This is a genomic window from Cysteiniphilum litorale (genome assembly GCF_003428165.1).
In the GTDB taxonomy this organism is placed as follows: domain Bacteria; phylum Pseudomonadota; class Gammaproteobacteria; order Francisellales; family Francisellaceae; genus Caedibacter; species Caedibacter litoralis.
Map to the genome: position 1 here is coordinate 1 of NZ_QLIQ01000091.1, position 3,417 is coordinate 3,417.

General features: G+C 34.0%; 3 protein-coding genes. 1 reads left to right on the top strand and 2 read right to left on the bottom strand.

All coding sequences use genetic code 11. The features are described 5' to 3' along the window. Nucleotides 1-105 precede the first annotated feature (105 nt). Both DNJ75_RS14440 and DNJ75_RS14445 read right to left on the bottom strand, forming a co-directional pair. Entirely contained in the window at nt 106-1,707 is a 1,602-nt protein-coding gene (locus DNJ75_RS14440) for a hypothetical protein (protein ID WP_117004138.1), read from the bottom strand. Nucleotides 1,708-2,149: 442 nt separating this feature from the next. Further along, nucleotides 2,150-2,554 (bottom strand): hypothetical protein, encoded by a 405-nt coding sequence (locus DNJ75_RS14445; protein ID WP_117004139.1) that lies wholly within the window; start codon nt 2,552-2,554, stop codon nt 2,150-2,152. Between the two features lie 317 nt (nt 2,555-2,871). Here DNJ75_RS14445 and DNJ75_RS14450 point away from each other — a divergent pair, with 317 nt between their 5' ends. Beyond that, complete coding sequence (locus tag DNJ75_RS14450) at nt 2,872-3,369, top strand: alpha/beta fold hydrolase (protein ID WP_206609123.1); 498 nt, start codon at nt 2,872-2,874, stop codon at nt 3,367-3,369. The last annotated feature ends 48 nt before the right edge of the window (nt 3,370-3,417 follow it).

Here is a 3,417-nt window from a genome sequence, read left to right on the forward strand (position 1 = left end):
ACCTTAAACTCGGATGAGTAACTTGTCCTTTTTGTGCTCATAAATACGCCCTCTGTTCATTTCACTTTCAACAATATATCGGAAATGAATTTCAAAAGATACTGTTTAAATTTCTTGGGGTATTATAATGCTATCAGGTTTATCATAATCATCCTTATATTCTAGCTGTAAATTCTTTAAAGCTTTTAGTTCAATTTGAGCATAGCACATCTTTTCTTTAGGCGTATATCTTGTATCATTCTTTTGTTCAAATTTATATAAAAACGCAAAGAATAATTCTCTTACATACCACAACACATTAACATAAGAATCGTTTTCACTATAATCTTTCACTAGTGTTAGAAGAGTATTATCACTTGGGATATTACCATTGATTGATTTAGTAGAACCATCTATATTTAAATCACTATCTTTTATTAAATCGAGTTTAACTATCCCTGTTTTTTTATAGTTCTCTGGTGATAATGTTTGACTTCCAATTGTTACAGATTTTATTTTTATTGAAATAGGATAGGGGCTAACTACCGTATTAAACTTCTTATCAGCAGTCACATATTTAATAATACCTAAAGCTTCATGACTCTTTGTTTGTTGATATTTAGGTATTAAATTTTCTATACCATTTTGACAACCACTAGAAGAGCCTAAAGTATATATATTTCGCCTATCTCCAAACCTGACTTTCTCAGCAATGTTAGGCAAATTATACTCAGGTGCAGTTTGCGTACTATTATTCTTTACTTCAAAAGTGAAATTTAAGTATTGAGCTAAAGTATTAGGTAAATTAACTGGTTCGCCACGTTCGAATCCACCTGGTACCTTTTCCCACTTATAAGCATTCAATTCTATACGAATAGGTACTTGGTTGTTGCTATTACGATAAATGGCACAAGGATAAAAGTAACCAGACAAAGGTGAATCACCTGGAACACTACAAGTACCATCAGATGTTCCTGGAACACCATCAGGGTTAACAGCATTTGGAACAGAAGCGTTATACAAAGTGACTTCAAGATCACATTGATCAAAATCAAAACCTACAATCACATCGCCATTGTATAGTAAACATCTAGATCGAGTATCTACATTTATCGAATATTTACGCAACTCGATACCATTTAACAATGTTGCAAAAAGACCTAGATCACTATCATAGATTTCTATTTCATCACCGCTTTTTGTTGTATCAGCAACTTCTTTCGACACAAAAGCAGGCCTAATATCGTATTTAATTTCATCCACAGGGAGACCAAAATGATCTGCTATTTTATTGCCTACAAAGAATATATCAAGCATTGTACTGATATCCTTTCTCATGCCTGTGTTCTTCAAATCATTGATCGTTAATACTTCTTGAGTATTTCCAATTCTATAACTTACATCTTGCCATGACCCCGAATTACCACATAATACATAAATTAGCACGAATTCTTTGTCATAATCCGTCCAATCGACAATTGACATGTAATTATCAATATCCTCATTTTTGAAATAATTATTATTATGGTAAATAGTATTTTTTATCATCACATTATTATTAAATGGCAGGTTTACTGGCATATCAGCTCCCCAATCATTATCATATAAACAGTAATGCTTTAGCGTAGTACCTTGAAGATCCTCACAGATTGGTAACTTAGTATTAGCACCGACACTTGATGCAAACCAAAACATGGATGAAAGTATTATTGTTTTCTTAAATGACATATAGCTCCCTATTTTCTACACTAAAAGGCGTCGTTGAAATATTTAATGAAACATTAAACAATTATTATTTACTACGGTTATGCATATTTTCTATTTCAACCTCAATTTCTCAAACTTGACATACTTCTTGCAAAAAGAAGGAGCCAGCTTTAATTAACGGAGTGTTATTAAAAGCATAGATCTATGCGGTCGAAGACAGAGCACCACGGGTGATACCCGTGGGTGAATGAGAATACCAAAATTAAATTGAGTATTTAATTTTGGTCGCTTCACAACGTGGAGCGTTAACCGCATAACGAAGTTGTGCAGCGGCTTCGCCGCTCAAGAACCCCGGGTTTACCCGGGGGTATCTATTCTAAAATGCATAACTGCAATTATTTATTAGAAAATGTTGCTGATAATATATCAATCGATGTATCATCATCCCCATCATCGTTTGAAGTTATACCCTATAAAGTATTTCTATTTGCTCACGACTTTCATTCAAAAGATACAAGACACCATTATTTTGTTTAAAATAATGAGCTTGCTGTATTTTCTTCAAAAAAGAGCTCTGAGTTATTTGTATACTTTCATTCTCGGTAATATCTAACATATGTGATACATCATAGTATCTACCAACAATAGAGATTGAATCATCAAAAGCTGAGAATCTCCCATTCTCGAACTTCATATAGACTATAGGCTTCATTTGAGCACGATACGTCATCATTTCAGCTTTGGGCACCCATTTTGTTGAATCAATGCTCCTGTCTTGGTTTGTGTAATAATAAGCAATAATAAATAGAGCCAAAATTATTAAGAGACCAAACCATCCCAAACCAAAACGTATATATTTTCCTATCATAATCAGGTTACCTAAATCCTTTTTAAATCTTTATATTTTCAAAGCAGCAAACTGTGAGCTACCGGATGCTGCTTTACTCACTATAAGCTGGTTAAGTAAAAAATCCAGATACATGGCAATACACAGGGATACCAACGCACCTATTCCATGGCACTTTAATTTCACACCCAAGTAACCGATACTATTAGATACAATTTATATGCTTTGCTTTACATGTGACTTAGTTATATAGAATTATCATTATAAACCGCACAGCAAAAAGGATTTTTATTTATGCTTAAAAAAACTTCAAATATTGCACTAAATCATGGAGGTTAATGATGAAAACATTAGAAATAAAAGGAAAAGAACTTCGTTATCTAGATATTGGTCATGGGTTTCCTATTTTATTTGGTCATAGTTACTTATGGGATCATAAAATGTGGGCACCACAAATACATCACCTAAGTAAATCCTATCGATGTATTGTTCCTGATTTATGGGGACATGGACAATCTGATGCGCTCCCGCGTGAAAATAATGATTTATCTGATATTGCAGATGATATGATGACACTTATGAGACATCTAAAATTAGATGATCAGTTTGCAATTATTGGCTTATCCGTTGGTGGAATGTGGGCAGCTGAGCTTGCATACAAACATCCTTTGTCGATCAAGTCCATTGTTCTAATGAACACTTTTCTAGGCGAGGAACCCCCTGCTAACGGGCGCATTTGCGATTTGTGGGTAGTTATGAAGCCATTGCTAACCCGCCTGCATAAGCCATTCTTTCAATATCTTCCCATCGCCCAGCCTTGTAAAAAGACCGTATGAATAACATATCATTAGCGCTGTCCTCTTTCCAATAAATGGAGTTACCTT

Excerpts from the sequence above, each read along its gene's own strand:
- DNJ75_RS14445 (WP_117004139.1), bottom strand. The coding sequence starts at position 2,554 with ATGATAGGAAAATATATACGTTTTGGTTTGGGATGGTTTGGTCTCTTA.
- DNJ75_RS14450 (WP_206609123.1), top strand. The coding sequence starts at position 2,872 with ATGATGAAAACATTAGAAATAAAAGGAAAAGAACTTCGTTATCTAGAT.
- DNJ75_RS14440 (WP_117004138.1), bottom strand. The coding sequence starts at position 1,707 with ATGTCATTTAAGAAAACAATAATACTTTCATCCATGTTTTGGTTTGCA.